The organism is Kitasatospora sp. NPDC092039 (assembly GCF_044756065.1).
In the GTDB taxonomy this organism is placed as follows: Bacteria; Actinomycetota; Actinomycetes; order Streptomycetales; family Streptomycetaceae; genus Kitasatospora.
Window position 1 is genome coordinate 131,884 of sequence record NZ_JBIVSD010000008.1, and the last position, 25,527, is coordinate 157,410.

Consider the following 25,527-nt stretch of genomic DNA (forward strand, 5'->3'; position numbering starts at 1 on the left):
TAACGGGCTGACTGCCTCCAGCCTATTACCCGGATGGGGATTCCAGCCTATTACCCGGGCGGGGAAAGGGACGGCGCCCGGCAGGACGGGTCTGCCGGGCGCCGGTGGTACGGGCTTCAGAGCACCTTGGACAGGAAGGCCCTGGTGCGCTCGTGCCGGGGGTCGGTGAGCACCTCGCGGGGGTTGCCGGACTCGACCACCACACCGCCGTCCATGAACACCAGCGCGTCGCCGACCTCGCGGGCGAAGCCCATCTCGTGGGTGACGACCACCATGGTCATGCCCTCCTCGGCGAGGCCGCGCATGACGTCGAGGACGTCGCCGACCAGCTCCGGGTCGAGCGCCGAGGTGGGCTCGTCGAAGAGCATCAGCTTGGGCTTCATGGCCAGCGCGCGGGCGATCGCCACGCGCTGCTGCTGGCCGCCGGAGAGCTGCGAGGGGTAGTTCTTCGCCTTGTCGGCGAGGCCGACCCGCTGCAGCAGGGCCATGCCGCGCTCGCGGGCCTCGGCCTTGCTCTCGCCCTTGACCTGGACCGGCGCCTCCATGACGTTCTCGATGGCGGTCATGTGCGGGAACAGGTTGAAGCGCTGGAAGACCATGCCGATGTCGCGCCGCTTGAGGGCGACCTCGCGGTCCTTGAGCTCGTGCAGCCGGTCGCCCTTCTGGCGGTAGCCGACCAGCTCGCCGTCCACCCAGAGGCGGCCGCCGTTGATCTTCTCCAGGTGGTTGATGCACCGCAGGAAGGTCGACTTGCCGGAGCCCGAGGGGCCGATCAGGCAGAACACCTCGCCCTGCTTGACCTCCAGGTCGATGCCCTTGAGCACCTCGACCAGGCCGTAGGACTTGTGCACGTTCTCGGCGCGCACCATGGGCTCGACGGCCGCCGTGGCGCCGGCGGGGGACTTGGTCAGATCGGTCATACGTGACCACCTCCCTCGAGCCCCGGGACGACGTCGGCGTTCGTCCTGGGGGCGGGCTTCCCGGCGAACAGGCCCCGCAGCCGCTGCAGCGGGGTGGGCGGGAGGGTGCGGTTGGAGCCTCGGGCGTAGTGGCGCTCGATGTAGTACTGGCCGATGGTCAGCACCGAGGTGAAGAACAGGTACCAGAGGCTCACCACGATGAGCAGCGGGATGTTCTGGTAGTTCCGGGAGTAGATGACCTGGCCGGCCCGGAAGATCTCCTCCAGGGAGATCACGGAGACCAGCGAGGTGGTCTTGAGCATCGAGATGGTCTCGTTGCCGGTCGGCGGGATGATCACCCGCATGGCCTGCGGCAGGACGATCCGGCGCATGGTCTGGAACCGGCTCATGCCGAGCGCGTGCGAGGCCTCGCTCTGGCCCTCGTCCACCGACTGGATGCCGCCGCGGACGATCTCCGCCATGTAGGCGGCCTCGTTGAGGCCGAGGCCCAGCAGCGCGGCGACGAAGGTCGGGATCAGCACGTTGGTCTGCTCGGACCAGAACTCCGGCCCCCACGGGACGCCGATCGACAGCTTGGCCCAGATCAGGCCGAGGAAGTTCCAGAACACCAGCTGCACCAGCACCGGGGTGCCGCGGAAGATCCAGATGTAGACCCACGCGACGCCGGCCAGCAGCGGGTTCGGGGACAGGCGCATCACCGCGAGGATGATGCCGCCGACCACACCCATGAGCATGGCGAGCACGGTCAGTTCCAGCGTCACCAGCAGGCCGTGCATGATGCTGTCGTGGAACAGGTACTTCCCGACGACGTCCCACTTGAAGGCGGGGTTGGTGAAGAGGGCGCTCAGCAGCATCGCCGCGAGCAGGGCGATGACGACGGCGCCCGCCCAGCGTCCGGGGTGGCGGACGGGGACGGCCTTGATGGTCTCAGGCCGCCCCTTCTCCGCCGTCCCCTTGTCCAAAGAGTTCACGGTGTGGCCTCGGGGGAGAAGATGAAGCGTACGAGGGTCAGCTGACGGCGCCGTTGACGGCCGACTTTTCGATGGCGCCGGCCTCGACACCCCACTTGGTGAGGATCTGCTTGTAGGTGCCGTCGTCGATCAGCGACTGGACGGCGCCCTGGACGGCCGGGGTGAGCTTGGAGCCCTTGGCCAGGGCGACCCCGTAGGGGGCGGTGCCGTAGGTCTCGCCGACCTTCTCCAGCTGCCCGCCGGACTGCTTGATCGCGTAGTCGACGACCTGGGAGTCGGCCATCAGCGCCTGGTCGCGCCCGGAGACCACCGCGTTGGTGACGTCCGTCTGGAGGTCGAACTTGTCGCCCCCGTTCTGGACGCCCGGCTTGCCGGCCTTGGCGCAGTCCGGGTCGCGGGTGTCCTTGATCTCGTCGGCCTGGGTGGTGCCGGTCTGGACGGCGACCTTCTTGCCGCAGAGGTCCTTCGGGTCGATCTTCTCCGGGTTGCCCTTCTTCACCGCGACGGCGCTGCCGGAGTTGAAGTAGGTGACCATGTCGACGATCTGCTCGCGCTCCTTGTTGTCCGTGAAGGACGACATGCCGAGCTGGAACTTGTTCGCCTGGATGCCGGGGATGATCGCGGTGAAGCCGGAGTCCTGGACCTCGGCCTTCAGCCCGAGCTTGGCGGCGATGGCGTTGGCCAGGTCGACGTCCATGCCGATGATCTTGCCGCTGTCGTCCTTGAACTCGTCCGGCGCGTAGGAGGCGTCCGCGCCGACCACGAGCTTGCCGGCGGCCTTGACGTCGTCCGGAACGAGTGCGGCCAGCTTGGGGTCGGCCTTGACCTCGTTGACGGTGGCGGAGGCGTTGGGCGCGCCGCTCTCGCTCTTGCCGCTGCTGCTGCAACCGGTCAGCACGAGGGAGACGGAGGCGGCGACCACACCGGCTGCGAAGAGCCGGTTGCGCTGCGTACGGGTGGTCATGAGGGGGATCTCCATCCTGGGGGAGAGAGGTCGGGCGGAGCGCGCCGCGGGAGCGGCGCACCGGAACGGCGAGCCGCGCGGCTCGGTACGGGTGCGTGTCGCCGTACGTCGTCGTACGTGCAGGCCGGGTCGTGCAGTGGCCCGGGCGCGGGGGTGAGCCGCCCGGGGTTCTACGAGGTACTGCTTCCGCCACCCTCCGCCGAGGTGGACGTTGACCGAACGACCTCGACCTGTGGCCGGCTCGATCCGAGATGGGGGGAATCCTGCCATCTGATGACAGTCAGATGGCCCTCATCCAGATCAAAATCGGATAACGAGGGGTCGCGCTGTCCGCTATTCGGACTTATCCCGTGCCCCTGTCACTCTGCGCATAAGTATGCAGATCCCTCTGTGCCGGTCCCGGAGGCCCGCCGCCCCGCCGCTCAGATGCCCCCGTTGACCACCGCGTTCTGCGCCGCGCCGGCGTTGACGTTCCACTTGGCCAGGATCTTGTCGTACTCGCCGCTGCGGATCAGCTGGTCGATCGCCTTGGCCAGCGCGTCGCGCAGCTGCTCGTCGTCCTTGCGCAGCGCGATCCCGTACGGGTTGGAGGTGGACTGCCCGCCGGTCACCTCGAAGCGGGCGCCGCCGTCGGTGGTCTTCGCCGCGTAGGCGGCCACCGGGAAGTCGTTCAGCCCGGCCGCGGCCGCGCCGGAGGCGACCTCGGCCAGCGCCTTGGCGTCGGAGTCCAGCTTGCGGGGGGTCAGCGGGCGGCCGGCCCGGGCGCAGACGGCCACCTGGCGGGTGACGACCTCGTCCTGGGTGGTGCCCTGCTGGAGCGAGACGGTCTTGCCGCAGAGGTCGTCCAGGGTCTTGATCCCCTTCGGGTTGCCCTTCGGGACGACGATCGAGGTGCCGGCGATGAAGTAGTCCACGAAGTCCACGCCCGGACCGGTCTTCTTGCCGGCCTCGTCCAGGGCGTCCCGGCGCTGGCGGGTGTCGCTGATCGCCGACATCGCCACGTCGTACTGCTTGGCCTGGAGGTTCGGTATCAGCTTGTCGAAAGGGGTGTCGACGAACTCGACCCGCACGTCGAGGATCCGTCCCAGGGCGGCGGCGAGGTCCGGGTCGAGGCCGGTCGGCTTGCCGTCCGGGCCGCGGAACTCCACCGGGGCGTAGTTGACGTCCATGCCGATCCGCAGCGCGCCGGCCGACCGCTGGGCCTTCGGCAGCTTGTCGCGGAGGTCCTTGACCGGGTCGTCCGAGGCGGCCTGCCCGCCGCCGCAGCCGGTCAGCAGCAGGGCTCCGGCGGTGGCCAGGGCGGCGCCGGCCGGGATCGGACGACGGGCGTGGCGGACGTGAGGCATGAGGGCGACTCCTGTGGGACGGGCGTGCGGCCGCCATGGTGTCGCGCGGGTGTACGCGGCATGGCGGACAAGCGATCCTGCCATCCCGGCCTGCCGGGCCCGGCGGCGGGTGTGTCAGAATTCGTCACCGGGTGACCCCCGAACGCTCGAACCAGACCGACGAGCCCCGACAGGCTCGGGGTGCTCGGGAACGGAAGTCCTCACGCGGCTCCGTATCCGGGGCACCGATTCCCCTTCGATCTGCGTTCACTCCTGTGGGTGCGCGTGCGCTCACGCCGTTGCCGTCGCCGGAGCCCGGTGCTTCCGACGCCGGGCCCTGTGACCCGACAGCGCGGCGATGAACCGTACGTGACGAGGACGAAAAGGCATAGGTGCGATGCCTTTGTCCCACCTACGCTCGGCCCCGAAGCACAACGCGGACAACACAAGACCCCATAAAACCCTCATCCGAGGGCGCCGCCCGACGGCAGCGCCCCGACCCTGACCCCGGGTCCGCTTCGGCGTACCCGGTTTCCGGTTTCCGGCCGGGTCGCCCTGTCCGTCGGCCGCGCGTCCTCGCCAGATCAATGACGAAGAGGTCATCGTGGCAGCGGAGATCATCAGCAGCACCCAGGACACCGACGATCCGGTCGACGCGGTTTTCGCGCTGCACCGCGGCGGCAAGATGGAGATCCGGGCGACCGTCCCGGTGCGCGACGCGGACGACCTGTCCCTCGCCTACACCCCCGGTGTCGCCCGGGTCTGCACGGCCATCGCCGAGCAGCCGGAGCTGGTCAACGACTACACCTGGAAGTCCAACACCGTCGCGGTGGTCACCGACGGCACCGCCGTGCTGGGCCTCGGCGACATCGGCCCGCAGGCTTCGCTGCCCGTCATGGAGGGCAAGGCCATCCTGTTCAAGCAGTTCGGCGGCGTGGACGCGGTGCCGATCGCGCTCGCCTGCACCGGGGTCGACGAGATCGTCGAGACCGTGGTCCGGCTGGCGCCCTCCTTCGGCGGCGTCAACCTGGAGGACATCTCCGCGCCGCGCTGCTTCGAGATCGAGCGCCGGCTCCAGGAGGCCCTGGACATCCCGGTCTTCCACGACGACCAGCACGGCACCGCGATCGTCACCACCGCCGCCCTGTGGAACGCCGCCAAGGTGACCGGCCGTGAGATCGGCTCGCTGCGGGCCGTCATCTCCGGCGCCGGCGCGGCCGGCATCGCCATCGCCAAGATGCTGGTCGCGGCCGGCATCGGCGACGTGGCCGTCTGCGACCGCAAGGGCGTGGTGCACGAGGGCCGCGGCGACCTCACCGACGTCAAGGCCGAGATCGCCGGGCAGACCAACCGCACCGGCCTCAAGGGCTCGCTGGCCGACGCGCTGGCCGGCGCCGACGTGTTCATCGGCGTCTCCGGCGGCACCGTGCCGGAGGAGGTCGTCGCGACCATGGCGGAGGGCGCGTTCGTCTTCGCGATGGCCAACCCCAACCCGGAGATCCACCCCGAGGTCGCGCACAAGTACGCCGCCGTGGTCGCCACCGGCCGCAGCGACTTCCCGAACCAGATCAACAACGTGCTGGCCTTCCCGGGCATCTTCGCGGGCGCCCTCCAGGTCCGCGCCTCCCGGATCACCGAGGGCATGAAGCTGGCCGCCGCCAAGGCGCTGGCCGGCGTCGTGGCCGACGAGCTGACGCCGCAGAAGGTCATCCCCTCGCCGTTCGACGAGCGGGTCGCGCCGGCGGTCACCAAGGCCGTCGCCGAGGCCGCCCGGGCCGAGGGCGTGGCGCGGATCTGACGGTCCGACGGGGGAGCGCGCCGACCTCGTGGCCGCTCCCCCGCGCCTCCCGGCTCCCCCGAGCGCCGGCGACGACGCCCGGCAGCGGGTCGCGGCGCGCGGGGGAAGCGCGGCGGACCCGCGGCCGGGACACGCGTCACACCTTGGCGTGGTTCCCGGTTCCGGCCGTCGCGGCTATCGTCCGGGGCATGTTCGCTGCCTACGCCGCACGTATCGACGCCGCCGACCCGCTGAGCGGGCTGGAGCTGGGCGACCTCCCCGAGCCGCAGGCCCGTCCCGGGTGGAGCGTGGTCACGGTCCGGGCCGCCAGCCTCAACCACCACGACCTCTGGTCGCTGCGCGGGGTCGGCCTGCCCGCCGAGAAGCTGCCGATGATCCTCGGCTGCGACGCCGCCGGCGTCGACGAGCACGGCAACGAGGTGGTGCTGCACTCGGTGATCGGCCAGAGCGGCCACGGGGTCGGCCCGGACGAGCCGCGGTCCATCCTGACCGAGCGCTACCAGGGCACCTTCGCCCAACGGGTCGCGGTGCCCACCTGGAACCTGCTCCCGAAGCCCGCCGAGCTGAGCTTCGAGCAGGCCGCCTGCCTGCCCACCGCCTGGCTGACGGCCTACCGGATGCTGTTCACCAACGCCGGGGTCAAGCCCGGTGACACCGTCCTGGTGCAGGGCGCGGGCGGCGGGGTGGCGACGGCGCTGATCGTCCTCGGCAAGGCGGCCGGCCTGCGGGTCTGGGTCACCGGACGGGACGAGGCCAAGCGCGCCCGGGCGGTGGAGCTCGGCGCCGACGCGGCCTTCGAGAGCGGCGCCCGGCTGCCCGAGCGGGTGGACGCCGTAATGGAGACGGTCGGCGCGGCGACCTGGTCGCACTCGGTGAAGTCGCTGCGCCCGGGCGGCACCATCGTCATCTCCGGGGCCACCTCCGGCGCCGACCCGAGCTCCGTCGAGCTGAACCGGATCTTCTTCCTGGAGCTCAAGGTGGTCGGCTCGACCATGGGCACCAAGGAGGAGCTGGCCGGGCTGCTCGCGTTCTGCGCCAACACCGGCGTCCGGCCGGTGATCGACTCGGTGCTGCCGCTGGCCGAGGCGCGGGACGGCTTCGCCCGGCTCGCCAAGGGCGACGTCTTCGGCAAGATCGTCCTCCAGCCCTGACGCCCCGGCACCCTGACACTGCGGCGAGCTGACGTCCCGGCGAGCTGACGCCCCGACGCGGCCGCACGCGCGGCGGCCCGGCGCCTCCCCCACGGGGGCACCGGGCCGTCACCCGCCGGACCGCCGGTTCAGCCGAGCAGCCGCTTCAGCCGCTCGCCCGCGGCGCCCAGCACCGCGCGGGACTCGGCCAGCTTGTCCGCGCTCACCCCGCCGTCCCGAGCCGCGTCGCGGACCTGGTCGCGGAAGCGGTCGAGCAGCCGCTCCAGCTCGCGGGCCGGGTCCCCGGCCGGGTCGGTACGGGCCCAGGACGGCAGGTCGGCCGGGGTGCCGGTGGCGTCCTCGTCCAGGTCGATCCGGGTCACGGTGACCCGCTCGGCGTTCCCGGCGGGCGGCTCCTGCGCGCCGTGGCCCCAGCGGGCCGCGTCGGCCAGCCCGGCCAGGCCCTTGGTCAGCTCGGACAGGCCCTCGGCCAGCCCGGTCGGCCAGTCGCCCTTCGCGGCGTGCTCGCGCACCTGCTGCTCGACCCGGCGCTTGATCCGCAGCGCCTCCTGCTGGGCGGCGGTGCGGGAGGCCTTGGCCTGCTCGCGCAGCCGGCGGGCCTCCGCCTCGGCGGCCTTCGCCTTGGCCTTGGCGGCCTTCTCCTGCTCCCGGGCGCGCTTGGCCTGCTCCTTGGCCTGCTGCTTGAACTGGGCGAACTCCTCCTTGGCACGCTGCCAGGACTCGTTGTCCCCCCAGGGCCCGGCCCACGGGTCGCCGCCCTCGGCGCGCTCCGGCCGGGGCGCCTGCCGGGCGGCCTGCCACAGCTCCTCGCGCAGGTCCTTGGCGCTGTCCCGGACGTCCTCGCGGATCGCCCCGGCGAGCTGCGCCACGGAGTCGTGGATCTCCACCTCCAGCTCGTCCAACTCGCTCTGCCGGGCTTCGAGTTCGGCGCGCCCGGCGTCGGTCAGCCGGTACACCTTGCGGCCGCCCTCGGTGCTGTGGGTGACCAGGCCCTCCTGCTCCAGCTTGGCCAGCCGGGGGTAGACCGTCCCGGCCGAGGGGGCGTACAGGCCCTGGAACCGCTCCTCCAGCAGCCGGATCACCTCGTAGCCGTGCCGCGGCGCCTCGTCCAGCAGCTTCAGCAGGTACAGGCGGAGCCGGCCGTGGCCGAACACGGGGGTCATCTCAGGCCTCCTTGTTGAAGTTCGGCGTGCCGGGGCCGGCCGGGAGCTCCTTGACGACCACCGGGCCCTCCTCCTCCGAGTCGGGGCGGCGCAGCACCGTGACCGCACCGGAGACGGTGGTGACGTTGAGGCTGCCGCGGCCCTCGCCGAGCCGGCCGGAGATCTTCTTGGCGCCCCAGGTGCTGCTCATCTGCAGCTCCTCGAAGGTGCTGGAGACGTCGCCGCTGGTGGAGCCGGCCTCGACGGTGGCGTCGGCCAGGGAGGGGATCCGGACCACGACCGCGCCGCTGACGGTGTTGACCTTGACGTCGGTCTCGCCGGCCACGTCGAGGTCCAGGGTGACGGCGCCGGTGACGGTGTTGGCCTGGATCCGGTCGGCGGTGCCGGCGATCACGGTGAGCTGCCCGGAGACGGTGTTGACCTTCAGCCGGCCGCCGACGGCCTGGGCGTCCACGTCGCCGGTGACGGTGCCCGCCTCGATCCGGCCGGTCACCCCGGCGAGGGTGGTGTCGCCGTTGGCGCTCTGCACCGAGACGTGCCCGTCGACCCCGCTGACGGTGGCGTCGGCGGACACGGTGCCGACCTTGACCTCGACCGCGGCCGGGACGGTGACCGTCACGCCGGCGATCCGCTTGCGCTTGAAGGAGCCGAAGAGGTCCTTCACCGAGCCGACCGACTTCAGCCGGTCGCCGAACTCGCCCCAGCTGTTGATGTCCTTGTAGGTGACCGTCAGGACGCCGTCCACCAGCGTCACGTGCAGGGGCTCGCCGACCAGTTCGGTGACCTCCAGGCGGGCCGGGCCCTCGGCCGCCACCACGTTCACGGTGCCCTCGATGGTCCGCACGTGCAGCGCGCGCACCGGCTCGTCGAAGGTGATCCTCTCGGTGCCCTCGACCGTCCACTGGCTCATCTCTGCCGCCTCCCGTCGCCGATCGCGATGTATCGCGTTCTCTTCTGAAGACGATATATCGCGTGCTGGCAGAGTCAAGCGTGCCGGCCCCCGATCCCGACCCCGATCCGTCCCCGAGGTCCCCCTACGGGGCTGGGGGGGATCCCGTGCCCGGACACGCGCGAGGCCCGGGAGGCGGTTGCCTCCCGGGCCTCGCGACGGCCGTCACCGGGTCACTCGTCGTCCTCGTCGTCGAGCCGCGCCAGCCAGGTGGCCAGCCGCTCGACCGGGACCTCGAAGTCCGGGTTGAGGTCGACGAACGTGCGCAGCTGTTCGGCCAACCACCCCAGGGTGACCTCCTCCTCGCCGCGCCGGTTCTCCAGCTCCTCGATGCCTCGGTCGGTGAAGTACACGGTTCGCTCCGGTCCGATGGGGATTGACCTGGTCAGGATAGTCCGGTCAGCTGGCCCGCCAGGTGCTGACGGTGACCTTGGCGGCCCCGGTGGTCGGGTCGGCCTGCTCGATCACCAGGACGGCGATGTTGCGGGTGACCCGGTCGCGGACGCACAGCAGGCGGCCGGGCGCGACCCGGTTGTACGAGAGGTCGGTGTCCGGCCGGGAGTCGATCGCGGCGGTGCACTGCTCGGCGGTGACGGACGGCTCGGTGATCACCGCGAAGTCCGACTTGTTGTCGCCGTAGCTGGAGAAGGCGTTGGCCTTGCTGCCGCTGCTGTTGTTGGTGACCCCGAAGCCCCACTTGAGGTCGGTGGAGCGGGGCACCACGGTGCCCGAGTCCAGGTCGATCCGGTAGGCGTCGGAGGAGTACTCGGCGCTGGGGATCGCCAGCGACTTCTTGTCCAGCATCGGGGAGTAGCCGGTCGGCCGGGCCGGGGCCGAGACGGTGCTCTGGCCGGGCTTCGGGGTGGAGGCCGACACCGGGCCCGAGGTGGCGGAGGCGCTGGGACCGGCCGGGGTCTGGGTCGGGGTGGGCGTCGGGGCCGCCGGGCCGCCGGTCGCGGCGTTGTTCTGCGCGGAGGAGTGGCCCTTCTTGTCGCCGTCGTCCAGCTTCTTCACCAGCACCACGCCGCCCGCGGTGCCGCCGACCGCCATCACCAGGGCGACGGTGAGCAGGACCTTCCAGGACACCCCGCCCTTGCGCTTGGGCTCCGGCGCGGGCGTCGGGTCGGCGGTCACCACCGGGCCGGGCGGCGGGGTGTCGTAGGACGGCGGCTCCGGCTGGACCCGGACGGTCGGCGGGGCGGGCAGCACCGGCGCGGTCGGCGACTCGGTGGGCGGCTGCGGGGCGCCGTACGAGCCCACCGGCGGCGGGGTGAAGCCGAGCGGCGGCGCCGGCGGCTGCACCGCGGTGGCCGGGTGCGTCGGGTGCGTCGGGTGAGTCGGCGCGCCGGTCGGTGGCGGGGGAGTGGCCGGCATCGCGGGCAGCGGGGTCGGCGGGGTGGCCGGCGCGGCCGGCAGCGGGGTGGGCGGCGTCTTGGGCAGGTCGGAGCGCCGGGTGATCTCGGTGTTGACCTCGCGCGGCAGCCAGTCGTCGCCGAACCGCAGCTGGCCGCCGACCTCCGGGTGGTTGCGGGCGATCTGGATGATCTCGGCGGGCGTGGGCCGGTCCTCCGGCGACTTGGCCAGGCAGCGCTGGATCAGCTCGCGCAGGTCCGCCGGGACGGCCGTGAGGTCCGCCTCCTCGTGCACCACCCGGTAGAGCACCGCGGTGTCCGGACCGTCGCCGAACGGCGCGGTGCCGCCGGCCACGTACGCGGCCAGGGCGCCGAGCGCGAAGACGTCGGTGGCCGGGGAGACCGGGCGGCCCTGGGCCTGCTCGGGGGACATGAAGGCGGGGGAGCCGATCCGGTAGCCGGTGCCGGTCAGCGCGGTGGCGTCGGCGGCCCGGGCGATGCCGAAGTCGATCACCCGCGGGCCGTCCCCGGCGACCAGCACGTTGGCGGGCTTGAGGTCGCGGTGGACCACCTCGACGCTGTGGATGGCCTGGAGGGCCTCGGCGATGCCGCCCATCAGCAGCAGCACGGTGCGCACCGGCAGCGCGCCGTTCTCGCGCACCACCTGCTGCAGGGACGGGCCGGGGACGTACGCGGTGACCAGCCAGGGGGCGTCGCTGTCCAGGCCGCCGGAGTCGATCACCTGCGCGGTGTAGAGCCCGTGGATGCGCTGGGCGTTGCTGACCTCCTGGGCGAAGCGGCGGCGGAACTCGCCGTCCTCGGCGAACTCCGGGCGCACCACCTTGAGCGCGACCGGGCGCCCGCCCGGGGTGTAGGAGAGGTAGACCCGGCCCATGCCGCCGGCGCCCAGCCGGGCGAACAGCCGGTAGCCGCCGACCTCCCGGGGGTCGTCCGGGAGGAGCGGCTGGAAGACCGGTGGGAGCTTGCCGGCGTCCCTAGGCGTGTCGGCGGTCATGTGGTGATCCCCCTGGGAGTGCGGTGAGGTGGTACGGCCGTGGCGGCCGGACGCGTCGACGGGCGCCGGGCTGCCGGGCGGCGAGGCATAACCTATCGACCCGTCAGGGCCTCGCGCACAGCGGTTCCGGTTTGGTTGCAGAGCTGCGACCTTGGCATGGCAGCGCCGTGGAGCGCGCAACGCCCGCGGCCCCGCCCTCCCGGTGGGGGAGGACGGGGCCGCGGGCGTTACGGGACCGTGGGGCTTCGGCTCGTCAGAGCGCGAAGACCTCCTCGACCAGGGCCTGCTGCTCGGCGGCGTGCCGCTTGGCCGAGCCGACCGCCGGGGACGAGGCCGCCGTGCGGGCGACCCGGCGCAGACGGGCGTCGCCGCCGCTGCGGCCGATGACGACCTGGAGGTGGTCGACCAGGTTCATCGCGATGAACGGCCAGGCGCCCTGGTTGGCCGGCTCCTCCTGCGCCCAGACGAACTGGACGTCGTCGCCGTAGCGGGCCAGCTCCTCCTGGAGCTCGGCCACCGGCAGCGGGTAGAGCCGCTCGACCCGGACGATCGCGGTGTCGGTGACGCCGCGCTCGGTGCGGGCCGCGTCCAGGTCGTAGTAGAACTTGCCGGCGGTGATGACGACCTTGCGGACCTGCGCCGGGTCGACGGTGGTGTCGCCGATGACCGGGCGGAACGAGCCGGACAGGAACTCCTCGGTCGCACTCGCCGCGGCCTTCAGACGCAGCATCGACTTCGGGGTGAAGACGACCAGCGGCTTGTGGTGCGGGTTGTGCGCCTGCCAGCGCAGCAGGTGGAAGTAGTTCGACGGCAGGGTCGGCATGGCGACCGTCATGTTGTTCTGCGCGCACAGCTGGAGGAAGCGCTCCGGGCGGGCGGACGAGTGGTCCGGGCCCTGGCCCTCGTAGCCGTGCGGCAGCAGCAGGGTGACGCCGGAGTGCTGGCCCCACTTCTGCTCGGCGGAGGCGATGTACTCGTCCACCATGGTCTGCGCGCCGTTGACGAAGTCGCCGAACTGCGCCTCCCACATGACCAGCGCGTTCGGGCGGGTCAGCGAGTAGCCGTACTCGAAGCCCATGGCCGCGTACTCCGACAGCAGGCTGTCGTAGACGGTGTAGCGGGCCTGGTCCTCGGTCAGGTACTGCAGCGGGGTGTAGTCCTCGCCGGTCTTGCGGTCGATCAGGACGGCGTGCCGCTGGCCGAAGGTGCCGCGGCGGCTGTCCTGGCCGGCCAGGCGGACCGGGTGGCCCTCCATGAGCAGCGAGCCGATGGCGAGGGTCTCGCCCATCGCCCAGTCGATGGTGTTGTCCTCGACGGAGGCGGCGCGGCGCTGCAGCTGCGGCAGCAGGCGCGGGTGGACGGTCAGCCAGTCCGGCAGGTTGACCTGGGAGGCGGCGATCCGCTTGACCATCTCCTGGGAGATGCCGGTCTGGATGTTGACCGGGAAGTCGGCGACCGGCTTGCCGTTGGTGCCGACGGTCTGCGTCTGGGCCGCGTCGCGGACCTCGGCGAAGACCTTCTCCAGCTGGCCCTGGAAGTCCTGGAGCGCCTGCTCCGCCTCTTCCATGGTGATGTCGCCGCGACCGATCAGGCCCTCGGTGTACAGCTTGCGCACCGAGCGCTTCTTGTCGATCAGGTCGTACATCAGCGGCTGGGTGAACGACGGGTTGTCGGCCTCGTTGTGACCGCGGCGGCGGTAGCAGATGAGGTCGATCACCACGTCCTTGTGGAACTCCTGGCGGAACTCGAAGGCGAGCCGCGCGACGCGGACCACGGCCTCCGGGTCGTCGCCGTTCACGTGGAAGATCGGGGCCTCGATCATGCGGGCCACGTCGGTGCAGTACATCGAGGAGCGCGAGGACGCCGGGGCGGCGGTGAAGCCGACCTGGTTGTTCACGACGACGTGCACGGTGCCGCCGGTGCGGTAGCCGCGCAGCTGCGACATGTTCAGGGTCTCCGCGACGACGCCCTGGCCGGCGAAGGCCGCGTCGCCGTGGATCTGGATCGGCAGCACCGGGAAGGTGGTGCCGCCCTGGTCCAGGATGTCCTGCTTGGCGCGGGCGATGCCCTCGACGACCGGGTCCACGGCCTCCAGGTGGGAGGGGTTCGCGGCGAGCGAGACCTTGATGGTCTCGCCGTCCAGGCCGGTGAAGGTGCCCTCGGCGCCCAGGTGGTACTTGACGTCGCCGGAGCCGTGCATCGACTTCGGGTCGAGGTTGCCCTCGAACTCGCCGAAGATCTTGCCGTACGGCTTGCCGACGATGTTGGCCAGCACGTTCAGGCGGCCGCGGTGGGCCATGCCGATGACGGCCTCGTCGATGCGGTGCTCGGCGGCGGCGTCGATGGTCGCGTCCAGCAGCGCGATCAGCGACTCACCGCCCTCCAGCGAGAAGCGCTTCTGCCCGACGTACTTGGTCTGCAGGAAGGTCTCGAACGCCTCGGCCGAGTTCAGCCGGCGCAGGATCCGCAGCTGCTCCTCCCGCTCGGGCTTCGAGTACGGCTTCTCCAGGCGCTCCTGCAGCCACTTGCGCTGCTTCGGGTCCTGGATGTGCATGTACTCGATGCCGACGGTGCGGCAGTACGTGTTGCGCAGCAGGCCGAGGATGTCGCGGAGCTTCATCATCTTCTGGCCGCCGAAGCCGCCGACCGCGAACTCGCGCTCCAGGTCCCACAGGGTGAGGCCGTGGGTGGTGACGTCCAGGTCGGGGTGCTTGCGCTGCTTGTACTCCAGCGGGTCGGTGTCGGCCATCAGGTGACCGCGGACCCGGTAGGAGTGGATCAGCTCCATGACGCGCGCGGTCTTGTTGACCTCGTCGTCGTGGGTGGTGGCGACGTCGGTGGCCCAGCGGACCGGCTCGTACGGGATCCGCAGCGACTCGAAGATCTCGTCGTAGAAGCCGTTCTCGCCGAGCAGCAGGCGGTGGATCTCGCGCAGGAACTCGCCGGACGCCGCGCCCTGGATGACGCGGTGGTCGTAGGTCGAGGTCAGCGTCATGATCTTGGAGACGCCCAGGCGGGACAGGGTCTCCGGGGCGGAGCCCTGGAACTCGGCCGGGTACTCCATGGCGCCGACGCCGACGATGGTGCCCTGGTTCTGCATCAGGCGCGGCACGGAGTGCACGGTGCCGATGCCGCCGGGGTTGGTCAGCGAGACCGTGACGCCGGTGAAGTCGTCCATGGTCAGCTTGTTGGCGCGGGCCCGGCGGACGATGTCCTCGTAGGCCTGCCAGAAGCCGAAGAAGTCGAGCGTCTCGGCCTTCTTGATGGCCGCGACGACCAGCTGGCGGTCGCCGTTCGGCTTGACCAGGTCGATGGCCAGGCCGAGGTTGACGTGCTCCGGCTTGACCAGGAAGGCCTTGCCGTCCTCCACCTTGTAGCTGTAGTTCATGCCCGGGGCGGCCTTGATGGCCTGGACCAGGGCGTAGCCGATCAGGTGGGTGAAGGAGACCTTGCCACCGCGGGCGCGCTGCAGGTGGTTGTTGATGACGATGCGGTTGTCGATCAACAGCTTCGCCGGCACGGCGCGGACCGAGGTCGCGGTCGGCACCTCCAGCGAGGCGTCCATGTTGGTGGCGACGGCCTTCGCCGGGCCGCGCAGCTGGACCAGCTCGGGGCCGGCGGCGGCGGGCGCGGCCGGCGCCGGGGCGGCGGCCTTGGGGGCCGGAGGCGCGGCGGGCGCGGCGGCGAGCGGAGCCGGAGCGGCAGCCGGGGCCGGGGCCGGAGCGGCCGGGGCGGCGGCGGGCGCGGCCGGAGCGGCAGCGGCGGGCGCGGGGGCAGCGGCAGGGGTCGGCGCGGAGCCGGCCTGGGTCGCGGCCTGGGTCACTGGGGTCACCTCGGTACCGGGCTTGTAGTCGGCGAAAAAGTCCCACCAGGCTCGGTCGACCGAGTTCGGGTCCTGGAGGTACTGCTGGTAGATCTCGTCGACGAGCCACTCATTGGGGCCGAAGCCAGTGGAACTTGCCGAGCTGTTGGGGGTTTCAGGGGACTGTGGCGACACGGCGGCAACCGCCCTCTTCCGCTTCCTTTTGGGATGTTTGGACAGCGGGGATTAAGGCTACGCCCCTGACCAGTGATCGCGCAGTCCCCGGGGCCCAGGCGTCGCCCAGATCACAGTGCTGACCTGCACTTTGGCTGAAAAAGTGCGTTAGAAAGCCGTATCTGAGGGGAACCGATCGACGCCGAACAGGGTCCATACCGGGATCAAACCGGACAAAAGATCGGCCGAATCCTCTAACGATCTTCGTAGGTCGTTGTGTCGGATCTGTGACAAATGTCCTGACCGTCGTCCTGGCGCCACCCGGGCAGCCGGACCTCGATCCGGCAGCCGCGCGGGGACTCGGCCACCGCGATCCGTCCGCCGTGCAGGTCCACCGCCCAGCGGGCGATGGCCAGGCCCAGCCCGGTGCCGCCGTCCGCGCCCGGCCCGGCGGCGGTCGCGGTGCCGCTGCGGCTGAACCGCTCGAAGACCCGGGTGCGGTCGGCCGGCGGGATGCCGGGGCCCTCGTCCTCGACCTCCAGCAGCAGGCCGCCCTCCGCGCCCTCCGGTCTCGCCCGCACCGTCACGGTGCCGCCGGGCGGGGAGTGCTTGCAGGCGTTGTCGACCAGGTTGGCGACCACCTGGTGGAGCCGTTCCGGGTCCGCCACGCCGGTCAGGCCGGTCGGGCTGACCTCCAGGGCCAGCCGGACGTCCCCGCGCCGGGAGAAGGCGCCGCCGGCCGTCGCGCCGTCCACGGTGACCCCGCGCAGCACGCCGTCCAGGAACTCGCGCACCTCGAAGGGGCGGGCGTCCAGGTCGACCACGCCGTCGTCGATCTTGGAGAGGTCGAGCAGGTGGGTGACCAGGCGGCCGAGCCGCTCGGTCTGCTCCAGCGCCGCCCCCAGGGTGGCCGGGTTCGGCTGGACCACGCCGTCCACCACGTTCTCCAGCACGGCGCGCAGCGCGGCGATCGGCGTGCGCAGCTCGTGCGAGACGTTGGCGACCAGCTCGCGGCGGTGCCGGTCGGCGGCCTGGAGGTCGGCGGCCATGGCGTTGAAGGCGGCGGCCAGCTCGCCGATCTCGTCGCGCGAGTTCGCCTCGACCCGGCGGCTGTAGTCGCCGGAGGCCATCGCGCGGGCGGCGGCCGTCATCTCGCGCAGCGGGGCGGTCAGCCCGTGCGCGAGGAACTGCATGAAGAGCAGCGAGGCGATCATGGAGAAGACCATGATGATCCGGATCTGGGTCTCGGACCGGATCGCCACGACCACCATCCCGGTGGCCAGGAAGACGGAGACGATCACGAGCAGGGCGAGTTTGCCCTTGATCGAGCGGACCGGGTCGAGCGGCCGGATGTCGGCCCAGACCCGGCGGGCGGCACGGGTGGCCAGGTTCTGCGGCCGCGCGCCGTCGGATTCCCCGTTGCGTTGCTGTGGAAAGGTCATTGTCCCCTGTGGTCCCCGCGTTGTCCCCCCGCGTGGTGGCACGGCGTCGTCCCGGACACGGGCCCCCCGGTGGCCCGTCGCCCGTGCGGAGCCGGGCCCTAGGAGAGCGGAGCCTCCAGCGCGTAGCCGACGCCGTGGACGGTGCGGATCCAGCTGGCACCGATCTTCCGGCGCAGCGCCTTGACGTGGCTGTCCACGGTGCGCGTACCGGAGGCGTCGGTCCAGTCCCAGACCTCGGCCAGCAGCTGCTCGCGGGTGAGCACGGCGCGCGGCTGGGCGGCCAGGCAGGCGAGCAGGTCGAACTCGGTCGGCGTCAGGTGGACGTCGCCCGAGGCCAGCCGGACCCGGCGCTGCACGTGGTCGATCTCCAGCTCGCCGAACCGCAGGCTGCCCAGCGCGGGCGTGCGGGCGGCCTGCTGGGCGCGCTCGACGCGGCGCAGCAGGACGTTGACGCGGGCGGCCAGTTCGCGCATCGAGAACGGCTTGGTCATGTAGTCGTCGGCGCCCACGCCGAGGCCGACCAGCAGGTCCGTCTCGTCGTCGCGGGCGGTCAGCATCAGCACCGGCACCGGGCGCTGGGCCTGGATCCGGCGGCACACCTCCAGGCCGTCGAATCCGGGCAGCATGATGTCGAGGACCACCAGGTCCGGCTGCCAGGTGTGGAATCCGTCGACCGCGCCGGGGCCGTCGTGGGCCACGGCGACCTTGAAGCCCTCGGCGCCCAGCCGGGCGGCGATCGACTCGGCGATCGTGGGCTCGTCCTCCACCACCAGGACTCTGCGCTGGCTGCTCACAGTGCCACCGGTGTTGTGGTTGTCCTGCTGAATTTCTGTCACGGTCACGCCACCGCCCCCAGGGCTGCGGGCCGGCCACCTGTGGGGATGGCGGGCTCCGCTCGTAGTCTTGTTCCGTCGTGGACTGTGCCGGGTCCGCCGTCCCGTCGCGCGATCGGGAGCCGAGGACGGATGGTCGGCCGCCCACTTCTCCCGCGCACTTCGCAGCGTACGGACAGCGGATGCTTTCCGGCAGGTGGACCGGACGTTTCCGGCCCGCGGGCCGGCTTTCGGGCCGCCCTCGGACCCACTGCACGAGTGGGCACGGGCCGATACCTTACCCGGCGAATTTTCACTGCGTAACGGTACGTATGCAGTCCGGTTCGCACCAAGTCGCCGGTCAGAGGCCCTGTCGCGGCCTTGTCGGGGAGAAGGTCTGGACCAATCCGGGGAATCCCGCAGTCCGCTACGGCGACGGTCTTCACGGGCTTTTCCCAGGTGTCTCCCAGAACCTCGACGTACCGTGGCCACGACAACACCCGACCGGGCGGAATCCGCGGCGCGCGCCGGTACGTTGGGCACCTGGCGGGGAGCCGGTGGCTGCGGCGTGGAGCGGAGGCGGCATGGCGGGACGCGGGCGGGGCGCCGACGGGTTCGGGACCGCGGGGGCGCCGTACGGAATGCTCCGCCTCGGGCTGCGCACCGGGGCCCTGGAGTGGCTGCTGGAACGGGTGCCGACGCCCCGCAGGACGCCCTTCACGCTCGGGTACCTGGCTGTCGTGGGAGCCACCACGACCTTCGCGAGGATCGCCGATCCGGAACTCGTCCAGCGCCTGCAGGAGGCCTCCAGCTCGGACGGGCACAACCTGCTCCAGCACCCTTTGCGCGCCCTTGTGCTGAGCGGGTTCTGGGTGGCCGGCGAGGCGTGGATGCCGTACCTGTGGGGATTCGCCCTCACCATCGCCCCGCTGGAGCGCAGGGTCGGTCCGGCCCGGGCGGCGGCGGTGTTCGCGGCCGGGCACGTCGCGGCGACCCTGCTCTCCCAGGGCGTGGTGATCACCGCGGTGGAGACCGGGCGGATGGCGCCCGAGGTGATGGACCACCTGGACATCGGGGTCAGCTACGGCGTGCTCGCCTGCCTGGGCGCGGTGGCCGGGCTGCTCTCCTGGCGCGGGCGGCTGCTCGCGCTGGGCGGTGCCGGGCTGATGATCGCCGAGCAGATCGCCACCGACAAGGACGTGGTCACCGCGGTGGGGCACCCGGCCGCGGTGCTGGCCGGGGTCGCGCTGTGGCGCTGGCTGCGCCGGGCCGAGCGGCGCCCGCCCCGACCGCGTCCGGCTGCCGTGACGGCCTCCGGCGGTGCGCCCGCGCGGGTGTGGACGGCGCGTTGACGGCGTCGCCCGGTCGGGGGTCTCCCCGGTCCGGCGATCGTTCGCTCAGGATTCTTTAAGGCGCGCTTGGTGTGCTTTTAGGACTCTTTTGACGGGGTCGGTCGAGGCGTCCTTCCGACCGATTCCTGTTCGCTCACAGCGAACTGGGCGTCGGGAACATCCGGCGGCCGTCAGGCCTTAGTCAGGTCGACTCAAGTTCACTGACTAGGGAGAGATCATGGCATCGTCGTCCACACCGCTCACCCTGCCCGTGCTGCCGCTCGACGACGAGGTCGTCCTGCCGGGCATGGTGGTCCCGCTGGACCTGAAGGACACCGAGGTGCGCGCCGCGGTCGAGGCCGCCCGGGCCGCCGCCGGCACCGGCAAGCCGCAGGTCCTGCTGGTTCCGCGGGTGGACGGCTCGTACGCGGCGGCCGGCACGCTGGCCACCGTCGAGCAGGTCGGCCGGCTGGCCGACGGCGACCCGGCCGCGCTGGTGCGCGCCGTGCGCCGGGTCCGGATCGGGGTCGGCACCACCGGCCCCGGCGCCGCCCTCTGGGTGGAGACCACGCCGTTCCGGGAGTCCTCGGTGGGCACCCCGGTGGCCGGCCGGGCCGCCGAGCTGGTCAAGGAGTACAAGGCGCTGTCCACCCAGTGGCTGCGCAGGCGCGGCGCCTGGCAGATCGTCGACCGGGTGGCGCAGATCGAGGGCGTCGGCGAGCTCGCCGACAACATCGGCTACGCGCCCTTCGTCACCGCCGAGCAGAAGCTCAAGGTGCTGCTGGAGGCCGACCAGGTCGCCCGACTGGAGTACGCGCTCACCCTGCTGCGCGACCACCTCGCAGAGGAGGAGGTCAACGACACCATCCGCAAGGACGTCGAGGAGGGCGTGGCCAAGCAGCAGAAGGAGTTCCTGCTCCGCCGCCAGCTGGAGGCCGTCCGCAAGGAGCTGGCCGAGCTGAACGGCGAGGCGGCCGACGAGGAGGGCGACTACCGCGCCCGGGTCGAGGCCGCCGACCTCCCCGAGAAGGTGCGCGAGGCCGCGCTCAAGGAGGTCGACAAGCTGGAGCGGGCCTCCGACCAGTCGCCCGAGGGCTCCTGGATCCGCACCTGGCTGGACACCGTCCTGGAGCTGCCCTGGAACGAGCGCACCGAGGACGAGTACGACATCGCCGGCGCCCGCGCGGTGCTGGACGCCGACCACGCCGGGCTCGCCGACGTGAAGGAGCGGATCGTCGAGTACCTGGCCGTCCGCAAGCGCCGGGCCGACCGGGGGCTCGGGCTGGTCGGCGGCCGCCGGGGCGGCGCGGTGCTGGCCCTGGTCGGCCCGCCCGGCGTCGGCAAGACCTCGCTCGGCGAGTCGGTGGCCCGCGCCATGGGCCGGAAGTTCGTCCGGGTCGCGCTCGGCGGCGTCCGGGACGAGGCGGAGATCCGCGGCCACCGGCGCACCTACGTCGGCGCGCTGCCCGGCCGGCTGGTGCGGGCGGTCAAGGAGGCCGGCTCGATGAACCCGGTCGTCCTGCTGGACGAGATCGACAAGGTCGGCTCCGACTACCGGGGGGACCCGGCCGCGGCCCTGCTGGAGGTGCTGGACCCGGCGCAGAACCACACCTTCCGGGACCACTACCTGGAGGTCGAGCTGGACCTCTCCGACGTCGTCTTCCTCGCCACCGCCAACGTGCTGGAGGCCATCCCCGAGCCGCTGCTCGACCGGATGGAGCTGGTCCGGCTGGACGGCTACACCGAGGACGAGAAGGTCGTCATCGCCCGCGACCACCTGCTCCCGCGCCAGCTGGAGAAGGCCGGCCTGGCCGGGGGAGAGGTCACCGTGGACGAACCGGCGCTGCGCAGGCTCGCCGGGGAGTACACCCGGGAGGCGGGCGTGCGCACCCTGGAGCGCTCGATCGCCCGGGTGCTGCGCAAGATCGCCGCACAGGCCGAGCTGGGCGAGCGCGAGCTGCCCGCCGCGGTCGGCGCGGACGACCTGCGCGCCCTGATCGGCCGCCCGCACCACGTGCCGGAATCCGCCCAGGAGCCGGCCGAGCGCCGCACCGCCGTCCCCGGCGTGGCCACCGGCCTCGCGGTGACGGGCGCCGGCGGCGACGTCCTCTACATCGAGGCCTCGCTGGCCGACGCCGAGACCGGCGGCACCGGGCTGACCCTCACCGGGCAGCTGGGCGACGTGATGAAGGAGTCCGCGCACATCGCGCTCTCCTACTTGCGCTCGCGCGGGGCCGAGCTGGAGCTGCCGGTCACCTCGCTGCGCGACCGCGGCGTGCACCTGCACATCCCGGCCGGGGCCATCCCCAAGGACGGGCCGAGCGCCGGCATCACCATGACCACCGCGCTGGCCTCGCTGCTCTCCGGCCGCAAGGTGCGCACCGACGTGGCGATGACCGGCGAGGTGTCGCTGACCGGGCGGGTGCTGCCGATCGGCGGGGTGAAGCAGAAGCTGCTCGCCGCCGACCGGGCCGGGATCACCACGGTGATCATCCCCAGGCGCAACGAGGCCGACCTGGACGACGTCCCGGCCGAGGTCCTGGAGCGGCTCACCGTCCACCCGGTGGCGGACGTGCGGGAGGTGCTGGAGCTGGCGCTGGAGCCGGCCGCGGCCTCGGTGCTGGTGGCCGCCTGACCGCCGGCTCCGACCGGTTGCCCGGGCCGCCCGCGTGGCGGCCCGGGCGATCCGGCGGCGGTCCGCGGCGCCGGTCCCGGGGCCGGGGACGACCCGCGGGGCCACCGGCGGTCCGCAGGGCCGGCGGCACCCCCGCGTGCGAGACTGCGGAGATGCCGTCCCCCACGCAGCGCGCCCTGGCGCGGGTGCCCGACCGGCTGCGCCCCTTCCTGGTGCGGCACCGCCGGCTGGTGAAGTTCCTGCTGGTCGGGACCGGCTGCTTCGTGCTCACCACGGTGGTCGACTTCGAGCTCAAGTTCACCGTGCTGGAGCACAAACCGGTGGTCGCGCTGACCGTCGCCACCGTGATCGGCACCGCCGTCTCGTACGTGCTGAACCGGCACTGGGCCTTCCGGGCCGCCGGGCGGCAGCGCGAGGCGCTGATGTTCGTCCTGGTCAGCGCGGTGGCGATCGGCGTCAACGACGTACCGCTGGTGGTCTCCCGGTACCTGCTGGACCTGCGCGAGCCGTACGTCGGCGCCTTCCAGCAGGAGGTCGCGGACTTCCTCAGCGGGATGGTCGTCGGCACCTTCACGGCGATGCTGTTCCGCTACTGGGCGATGCGGCGGTGGGTCTTCGCCCCGTCCGCCGGAACGGCCCCGGCCGTTCCGGCACCGACGGCGGCGCCCCCGGAAGCCGGTTACGCTGCACCCGAGATGCCACGGGACGTGCCGTAAAGGGGCGAGGTGAGCCTTATGCACGAGCCGGACCCCGTCCGGACCGGGCCCGCCAGCCAGCAGGGGATGCGCCGGGCCAACCTTGCCCTGGTGCTCGGGACGATCGCCGACGGACCGCGCTCGCGCGCCGAGGTCGCCGCCGGGACCGGGCTGACCAGGGCCGCCGTCTCCTCGCTCGCCGAACAGCTGATCGCCGCCGGCCTGGTGGTCGAGGAGGGCCCCGCCGCGCCCAGCGGCAAGGTCGGCCGTCCCGGCACCGCGCTCGGCCTCAACCCGGCCGGTCCCGGCGGCCTCGGCGCCGAGATCGGGGTGCGGCACCTGGGTGCCTGCGTGGTCGACCTGCGCGGGGAGGTCCGCGCCTGGCGCCGCCGGGAGGTCTCCAACCACGGGCGCGAGCCCGCCGCCGTGCTGGCCGAGCTCGCCGACCTGCTGCACGGGGCCGTCACCGAGTCGGAGCTGCGCCCGGCCGGCCTCACCCTGGCCGTACCCGGGCTGGTCGGCGCCTCCGGCGGGGTGCTCCAGCGGGCCGCCAACCTGGGCTGGCAGGACGTCCCGCTGGCAGCCGTCCTGCGCCCGGCGCTGCGGGCGGCCGGGGGAGGCCTGGGCGAGCTGCCGATCGAGGCGGACAACGAGGCCAACCTCGGCGGACTGGCCGAGCGCTGGCTGGGCGAGGGCCCGGAGGACTTCCTGTACGTCTCCGCCGAGGCCGGGGTCGGAGCCGCGATCGTGGTCGGCGGCCGGCTGCTGCGCGGGGCGGGCGGTTTCGCCGGGGAGTTCGGCCACGTGCCGGTCCACCCCGACGGACCCGGCTGCGCCTGCGGGGCGCGCGGCTGCCTGGAGCAGTACGCGGGCGAGGCGGCGGTGCTGCGGGCGGCCGGCCTGGCCGGCGTTCCGGGCGACTGGGTGACGCTGCTCGCCGAGCGCGCCGGGGCCGGGGACGCGGACGCCCTCTCGGCGCTGGCCGGGGCCGGTGCGGCGCTCGGCACCGCGGCCGCCGGCGCGGTCAACCTGCTGGACCCGGCCCAGGTGGTGCTGGGCGGCGGCTACGCCCGGCTGGCGCCCTGGCTGCTGCCCGCGATGCGGGCCGAGCTGGCCGCCCGGGTGGCGGTGCGCCCGTGGGCCGAGGACCGGCTGACGGTCTCCCGGCTGGGCCGCCGGGGCCCGCTGCTGGGCGCGGCGGTGCGGGTCGTCCGGGCCATCGTGGCCGACCCGGGGCCGCTCGGATAGGGCGTTCCCGCCCGTGCGGCCCCGGGCCGTCCCCACCCGAGCGGCCCCGGAACGCGACCGAGCCCCCGGCCGTGCGGCCGGGGGCTCGGTGACGGTCGGCCGCGGGCGGCCTCAGGCCTCGACGGGGACCGGCTCGCGGTTCTCGGAGCGCCGCATGACGGCCAGCAGGGCGACACCGATGCCGATCAGCGCCCAGACCACCATGACCAGGATCGGCAGCCCCAGGTTGGTGGAGCCGAAGTAGGCGACCGACTTGGCCGCGCTGGTGCCGGCGCCGTTCGGGATCCAGGAGCTGATGGCCCGCCAGAACGGCGGCATCATCGGCGCCGGGTAGACCCCGCCCGCGCTCGGGTTGCCGAGCACGACGAAGACCAGCACCGCGACGCCGATGCCGATGACGTCGAACAGGCACTGGAGCGCCATGGTGAAGGCGCCGACCGAGAACACCACCAGCGCGCCGACGGCGCTCAGGCCGACGATCGAGCCCGGCAGCGCGTCCAGCACCGGCCCGGCGATCAGCGTGCCGAGCAGGCCGGCGCCGACCGAGTACACCGCGAGCACGCCGAGGCGGATCAGCAGGCGGTGGACGTTGGCCGGCTTGGAGCCCGCGCTGATGCCCAGGATGGAGGCGACCAGGTAGCCGCCGACGCACCAGCCGATGACCAGGTAGAACGCGGACAGGCCGTTGGTGTCGCCCTGGGCGAGCGGCACCACGTCCTGGACCTTCACGGTGCGGCCCTGGCCCTGGTCGATCGAGGTGGTGATGGTCTCGGCGGCCTTGGCCGCGGACGGGCCGCGGGCGCCGCCGACCAGCAGGGTGTCCTGAGTGCCGGCCGGGTCCACGACCAGCGCCGCGTAGATCTTCTGGTCCTTGATCTGCCGGGTCGCCGTCTCGGCGTCCGGCGCGGTGACGGCCTTGACGGCGTCCTTCGGCACCGACTCCAGCGCGCCGACCAGCTTGGGGGCGACCTGCGGCGGGGCGACCACCGCGATGGAGAGGTTCTGCGGCGCCGGCTTGTGCAGCGCACCGATGTAGGAGGCGATGAAACCGAGCTGGAGCAGCAGCACGCCGATCACGAGCAGTGCCGCGCGCGGAGTGACCGCGGTCTTCAGTTCGGCGAGGAAACCCTGCTCTGGGGCTGGCATCCACATCTCCTTGCGTATCGGGGAAAAACGGTCCTTCCAGAACCGATACTTCATACCATGAAGTAGTTGGCTTGTCGCACCTTCCGGCAGGGGCCGCGCCGCGTGTCGCTGCGCGATACTGGCGCGGTGAGTGACGAGGAAGCCCTGGTGGCGGTGGAGCGCGAGGTCGCGCTGATGTTCCGGCGGGGCCGGGCCAGAGTGGCGGAACTCTCACGGCGGGTGCACCCCGGGCTGGAGGGGATGGCGTACAGCCTGCTCGGCTACATCGAGCAGGCCGGGCCGGTGCGGGTGACGGACGTAGGCGTGCACTTCTCGGTCGGCAAGGCGACGGTGAGCCGGCAGATCCGGACGCTGGAGGAGCTGGGCCTGGTGGCCCGGGAGACCGACCCGCTGGACCGCCGGGCCGCGCTGGTCTCGCTCACCGAGGACGGCCGGCGGCGCTACCTGGGCGCGCACCACGCCCGGATGCGGCGGGTGCGCGAGGTGATGGGCGGCTGGTCGCCGGACGACGTGACCCGCTTCGCCGAGCTGCTGCACCGCTTCAACGACGTGCTGGAGGAGCCGCCGGCCGAGTGATCCCGGGGGCGTCGGCGGGTGGGCGCGGTCCGCGGGGGGCGGGCTTTACTTTCCCTTG

19 protein-coding genes are annotated in these 25,527 nt (G+C 72.5%); 7 read left to right on the top strand and 12 right to left on the bottom strand.

Annotated features, from left to right (window positions below; genetic code table 11):
- Positions 1–116: 116 nt before the first annotated feature.
- The 4 genes from ACIQI7_RS17975 to ACIQI7_RS17990 form a co-directional block, all read right to left on the bottom strand.
- Positions 117–920 (bottom strand): amino acid ABC transporter ATP-binding protein, encoded by an 804-nt coding sequence (locus ACIQI7_RS17975; RefSeq protein WP_401110734.1) that lies wholly within the window; start codon positions 918–920, stop codon positions 117–119.
- On the bottom strand, positions 917–1,891 hold the full coding sequence (locus ACIQI7_RS17980) for an amino acid ABC transporter permease (RefSeq protein ID WP_401110737.1): 975 nt from the start codon (positions 1,889–1,891) through the stop codon (positions 917–919). Before ACIQI7_RS17980 ends, ACIQI7_RS17975 begins: the two co-directional genes overlap by 4 nt.
- A 37-nt stretch (positions 1,892–1,928) precedes the next feature.
- Positions 1,929–2,855 (bottom strand): ABC transporter substrate-binding protein, encoded by a 927-nt coding sequence (locus ACIQI7_RS17985; protein WP_401110740.1) that lies wholly within the window; start codon positions 2,853–2,855, stop codon positions 1,929–1,931.
- Between the two features lie 422 nt (positions 2,856–3,277).
- Complete coding sequence (locus ACIQI7_RS17990) at positions 3,278–4,201, bottom strand: ABC transporter substrate-binding protein (RefSeq protein WP_401110743.1); 924 nt, start codon at positions 4,199–4,201, stop codon at positions 3,278–3,280.
- A 583-nt stretch (positions 4,202–4,784) separates the two neighbouring features.
- Between ACIQI7_RS17990 and ACIQI7_RS17995 the strand changes: the two genes are divergently transcribed.
- Both ACIQI7_RS17995 and ACIQI7_RS18000 read left to right on the top strand, forming a co-directional pair.
- A complete protein-coding gene (locus ACIQI7_RS17995; protein WP_387750181.1) occupies positions 4,785–5,978 on the top strand; it encodes an NADP-dependent malic enzyme in 1,194 nt (397 codons plus the stop codon).
- A 188-nt stretch (positions 5,979–6,166) separates the two neighbouring features.
- Complete coding sequence (locus ACIQI7_RS18000) at positions 6,167–7,129, top strand: zinc-binding dehydrogenase (protein WP_401110744.1); 963 nt, start codon at positions 6,167–6,169, stop codon at positions 7,127–7,129.
- A 128-nt stretch (positions 7,130–7,257) separates the two neighbouring features.
- Here the strand turns inward: ACIQI7_RS18000 and ACIQI7_RS18005 are convergent, their stop codons facing one another.
- The 7 genes from ACIQI7_RS18005 to ACIQI7_RS18035 form a co-directional block, all read right to left on the bottom strand.
- Positions 7,258–8,292: a helix-turn-helix transcriptional regulator gene (locus ACIQI7_RS18005; RefSeq protein ID WP_401110745.1), complete on the bottom strand. Its 1,035-nt coding sequence runs from the start codon at positions 8,290–8,292 to the stop codon at positions 7,258–7,260.
- Between the two features lies 1 nt (position 8,293).
- Positions 8,294–9,202 (bottom strand): DUF4097 family beta strand repeat-containing protein, encoded by a 909-nt coding sequence (locus ACIQI7_RS18010; RefSeq protein ID WP_401110748.1) that lies wholly within the window; start codon positions 9,200–9,202, stop codon positions 8,294–8,296.
- 212 nt (positions 9,203–9,414) lie between these two features.
- On the bottom strand, positions 9,415–9,594 hold the full coding sequence (locus tag ACIQI7_RS18015; protein ID WP_049649445.1) for a DUF6104 family protein: 180 nt from the start codon (positions 9,592–9,594) through the stop codon (positions 9,415–9,417).
- Positions 9,595–9,640: 46 nt separating this feature from the next.
- Positions 9,641–11,608 (bottom strand): protein kinase, encoded by a 1,968-nt coding sequence (locus ACIQI7_RS18020; RefSeq protein ID WP_401110750.1) that lies wholly within the window; start codon positions 11,606–11,608, stop codon positions 9,641–9,643.
- A gap of 253 nt (positions 11,609–11,861) precedes the next feature.
- Positions 11,862–15,605, bottom strand: a complete 3,744-nt coding sequence (locus ACIQI7_RS18025) for a multifunctional oxoglutarate decarboxylase/oxoglutarate dehydrogenase thiamine pyrophosphate-binding subunit/dihydrolipoyllysine-residue succinyltransferase subunit (protein WP_401110753.1) — start codon at positions 15,603–15,605, stop codon at positions 11,862–11,864.
- 233 nt (positions 15,606–15,838) lie between these two features.
- A complete protein-coding gene (locus ACIQI7_RS18030; RefSeq protein ID WP_401110756.1) occupies positions 15,839–17,026 on the bottom strand; it encodes a sensor histidine kinase in 1,188 nt (395 codons plus the stop codon).
- Between the two features lie 98 nt (positions 17,027–17,124).
- The gene (locus tag ACIQI7_RS18035; protein WP_030057574.1) at positions 17,125–17,862 is read right to left on the bottom strand and encodes a response regulator transcription factor; all 738 of its coding nucleotides are present in this window, start codon (positions 17,860–17,862) and stop codon (positions 17,125–17,127) included.
- 560 nt (positions 17,863–18,422) lie between these two features.
- Here ACIQI7_RS18035 and ACIQI7_RS18040 point away from each other — a divergent pair.
- From ACIQI7_RS18040 to ACIQI7_RS18055, 4 genes are all read left to right on the top strand, one after another.
- Entirely contained in the window at positions 18,423–19,190 is a 768-nt protein-coding gene (locus ACIQI7_RS18040) for a rhomboid-like protein (RefSeq protein ID WP_401110758.1), read from the top strand.
- A gap of 217 nt (positions 19,191–19,407) precedes the next feature.
- Positions 19,408–21,804: an endopeptidase La gene (gene lon, locus ACIQI7_RS18045; RefSeq protein WP_401110761.1), complete on the top strand. Its 2,397-nt coding sequence runs from the start codon at positions 19,408–19,410 to the stop codon at positions 21,802–21,804.
- Between the two features lie 152 nt (positions 21,805–21,956).
- Positions 21,957–22,520 carry a GtrA family protein gene (locus ACIQI7_RS18050; RefSeq protein ID WP_401110763.1) on the top strand — a complete coding sequence of 188 codons (564 nt, stop codon included), beginning with the start codon at positions 21,957–21,959 and terminating at the stop codon, positions 22,518–22,520.
- 18 nt (positions 22,521–22,538) lie between these two features.
- Complete coding sequence (locus ACIQI7_RS18055) at positions 22,539–23,747, top strand: ROK family protein (protein ID WP_401110766.1); 1,209 nt, start codon at positions 22,539–22,541, stop codon at positions 23,745–23,747.
- Positions 23,748–23,858: 111 nt separating this feature from the next.
- Here the strand turns inward: ACIQI7_RS18055 and ACIQI7_RS18060 are convergent, their stop codons facing one another.
- Entirely contained in the window at positions 23,859–24,893 is a 1,035-nt protein-coding gene (locus ACIQI7_RS18060; protein ID WP_401110769.1) for an ABC transporter permease, read from the bottom strand.
- A gap of 126 nt (positions 24,894–25,019) precedes the next feature.
- Here ACIQI7_RS18060 and ACIQI7_RS18065 point away from each other — a divergent pair, with 126 nt between their 5' ends.
- Positions 25,020–25,469 (top strand): MarR family winged helix-turn-helix transcriptional regulator, encoded by a 450-nt coding sequence (locus ACIQI7_RS18065; protein ID WP_387750211.1) that lies wholly within the window; start codon positions 25,020–25,022, stop codon positions 25,467–25,469.
- The last annotated feature ends 58 nt before the right edge of the window (positions 25,470–25,527 follow it).

Excerpts from the sequence above, each read along its gene's own strand:
- ACIQI7_RS17975 (WP_401110734.1), bottom strand. The coding sequence starts at position 920 with ATGACCGATCTGACCAAGTCCCCCGCCGGCGCCACGGCGGCCGTCGAG.
- ACIQI7_RS18010 (WP_401110748.1), bottom strand. The coding sequence starts at position 9,202 with ATGAGCCAGTGGACGGTCGAGGGCACCGAGAGGATCACCTTCGACGAG.
- ACIQI7_RS18050 (WP_401110763.1), top strand. The coding sequence starts at position 21,957 with ATGCCGTCCCCCACGCAGCGCGCCCTGGCGCGGGTGCCCGACCGGCTG.
- ACIQI7_RS17985 (WP_401110740.1), bottom strand. The coding sequence starts at position 2,855 with ATGACCACCCGTACGCAGCGCAACCGGCTCTTCGCAGCCGGTGTGGTC.
- ACIQI7_RS18060 (WP_401110769.1), bottom strand. The coding sequence starts at position 24,893 with ATGCCAGCCCCAGAGCAGGGTTTCCTCGCCGAACTGAAGACCGCGGTC.
- ACIQI7_RS18020 (WP_401110750.1), bottom strand. The coding sequence starts at position 11,608 with ATGACCGCCGACACGCCTAGGGACGCCGGCAAGCTCCCACCGGTCTTC.
- ACIQI7_RS18000 (WP_401110744.1), top strand. The coding sequence starts at position 6,167 with ATGTTCGCTGCCTACGCCGCACGTATCGACGCCGCCGACCCGCTGAGC.
- lon (WP_401110761.1), top strand. The coding sequence starts at position 19,408 with ATGGCATCGTCGTCCACACCGCTCACCCTGCCCGTGCTGCCGCTCGAC.
- ACIQI7_RS18030 (WP_401110756.1), bottom strand. The coding sequence starts at position 17,026 with ATGACCTTTCCACAGCAACGCAACGGGGAATCCGACGGCGCGCGGCCG.
- ACIQI7_RS17990 (WP_401110743.1), bottom strand. The coding sequence starts at position 4,201 with ATGCCTCACGTCCGCCACGCCCGTCGTCCGATCCCGGCCGGCGCCGCC.
- ACIQI7_RS18040 (WP_401110758.1), top strand. The coding sequence starts at position 18,423 with ATGGCGGGACGCGGGCGGGGCGCCGACGGGTTCGGGACCGCGGGGGCG.
- ACIQI7_RS18005 (WP_401110745.1), bottom strand. The coding sequence starts at position 8,292 with ATGACCCCCGTGTTCGGCCACGGCCGGCTCCGCCTGTACCTGCTGAAG.
- ACIQI7_RS18055 (WP_401110766.1), top strand. The coding sequence starts at position 22,539 with ATGCACGAGCCGGACCCCGTCCGGACCGGGCCCGCCAGCCAGCAGGGG.